Raw genomic sequence first — 2,500 nt, forward strand, 5'->3', positions numbered from 1 at the left:
TTCTCAATAATAGCCTGACGATGACCTACTTTCACACGGGAACCCGCACTATCATCGGCGCAAAGTCGTTTCACTGTCCTGTTCGGGATGGGAAGGAGTGGGACCAACTCGCTATGGTCGTCAGGCATAACTTGTTGCCTGGCTGAACGGGCTGTTCAGCCAGACGAATTCATAGAGTTTCGAATCAGCTGTTTTTGATTGCTGCCAACGTCATGATATTAGTCATGAGGGCATAAGACATTTGCACGAACCGTCTTTTCAGACACGTGGTTTCGTCAAAGTTATAGGGTCAAGCCTCACGGGCAATTAGTATCGGTTAGCTTAACGCATTGCTGCGCTTCCACACCCGACCTATCAACGTCGTGGTCTTCAACGACCCTTTAGGGGGCTCAAGGCCCCGGCAGATCTAATCTTGGAACGAGTTTCCCGCTTAGATGCTTTCAGCGGTTATCTCTTCCGCACTTAGCTACCCGGCAATGCCACTGGCGTGACAACCGGTACACCAGAGGTGCGTCCACTCCGGTCCTCTCGTACTAGGAGCAGGCTTCCTCAAATCTGCAGCGCCCACGGAAGATAGGGACCAAACTGTCTCACGACGTTTTAAACCCAGCTCACGTACCTCTTTAAATGGCGAACAGCCATACCCTTGGGACCGGCTACAGCCCCAGGATGAGATGAGCCGACATCGAGGTGCCAAACACCGCCGTCGATATGAACTCTTGGGCGGTATCAGCCTGTTATCCCCAGAGTACCTTTTATCCGTTGAGCGATGGCCCTTCCATACAGAACCACCGGATCACTATGTCCTGCTTTCGCATCTGCTCGACTTGTCAGTCTCGCAGTTAAGCACGCTTATGCCATTGCACTATTAGCACGATGTCCGACCGTACCTAGCGTACCTTCGAACTCCTCCGTTACACTTTGGGAGGAGACCGCCCCAGTCAAACTGCCTACCATGCACTGTCCCCGATCCAGATAATGGACCTAGGTTAGAACCTCAAACACACCAGGGTGGTATTTCAACGTTGGCTCCACAAGATCTAGCGACCCTGCTTCAAAGCCTCCCACCTATCCTACACAGATCTGTTCAAAATTCAATACAAAGCTACAGTAAAGGTTCATGGGGTCTTTCCGTCTTTCCGCGGGGAGATTGCATCATCACAAACATTTCAACTTCGCTGAGTCTCAGGAGGAGACAGTGTGGCCATCGTTACGCCATTCGTGCAGGTCGGAACTTACCCGACAAGGAATTTCGCTACCTTAGGACCGTTATAGTTACGGCCGCCGTTTACTGGGACTTCGATCAAGAGCTTGCACCCCATCAATTAATCTTCCAGCACCGGGCAGGCGTCACACCCTATACGTCCACTTTCGTGTTTGCAGAGTGCTGTGTTTTTAATAAACAGTCGCAGCCACCTATTTTTTGCAACCCATTCGTGCTCAGATGTTCTCATCACACTACTAGGGCACACCTTCTTCCGAAGTTACGGTGTCAATTTGCCGAGTTCCTTCTCCTGAGTTCTCTCAAGCGCCTTAGAATACTCATCTCGCGCACCAGTGTCGGTTTGCGGTACGGTCAATTACAAGCTGAAGCTTAGTGGCTTTTCCTGGGACCTCGTTCAGTTACTTCGCGAGCAAGCTCGCTCGATCGGCAGCCTCGGTATATGACGGGCGGATTTGCCTACCCATCGCCTACATCTGCCTAAACCGGGACATCCAACACCCGGATAACCTATTAAGATCCGTCCCCACATCGCACTTGTAATCGGTACAGGAATATTGACCTGTTTCCCATCAGCTACGCATCTCTGCCTCGCCTTAGGGGCCGACTCACCCTACGCCGATGAACGTTGCGTAGGAAACCTTGCGCTTACGGCGAGGGGGCTTTTCACCCCCTTTAACGCTACTCATGTCAGCATTCGCACTTCTGATACCTCCAGCAGCCTTTACAAGCCACCTTCACAGGCTTACAGAACGCTCTCCTACCACTTGCAATAAATTGCAAATCCGCAGCTTCGGTAACTGGCTTAGCCCCGTTACATCTTCCGCGCAGGACGACTCGATCAGTGAGCTATTACGCTTTCTTTAAATGATGGCTGCTTCTAAGCCAACATCCTGACTGTTTTAGCCTTCCCACTTCGTTTCCCACTTAGCCAATTTTAGGGACCTTAGCTGGCGGTCTGGGTTGTTTCCCTCTTGAGTCCGGACGTTAGCACCCGGTGCTCTGTCTCCCAAGCTGTACTCTGCGGTATTCGGAGTTTGCCTTGGTTTGGTAAGTCGCCATGACCCCCTAGCCAAAACAGTGCTCTACCCCCGCAGGTAATACTTGAGGCACTACCTAAATAGTTTTCGGAGAGAACCAGCTATTTCCAAGTTTGTTTAGCCTTTCACCCCTATCCACAGCTCATCCGCTGGTTTTGCAACACCAGTCGGTTCGGACCTCCAGTACCTGTTACGGCACCTTCATCCTGGCCATGGATAGATCACTTGGTTTCGGGTC

At 51.4% G+C, this 2,500-nt stretch carries 2 rRNA genes (1 of these 2 cut by a window edge); both read right to left on the minus strand.

The annotated features are described in order from the left end of the window. Positions 1 to 12: 12 nt before the first annotated feature. Positions 13 to 125: ribosomal RNA gene (gene rrf / locus BC358_RS05410) — 5S ribosomal RNA — on the minus strand. A gap of 160 nt (positions 126 to 285) precedes the next feature. Next, positions 286 to 2,500 (minus strand): 23S ribosomal RNA (locus BC358_RS05415) (it continues 662 nt past the right edge of the window).

The sequence above is a fragment of the Hydrogenophaga sp. H7 genome, from assembly GCF_002025745.1.
GTDB lineage: Bacteria > Pseudomonadota > Gammaproteobacteria > Burkholderiales > Burkholderiaceae_C > Hydrogenophaga > Hydrogenophaga pseudoflava.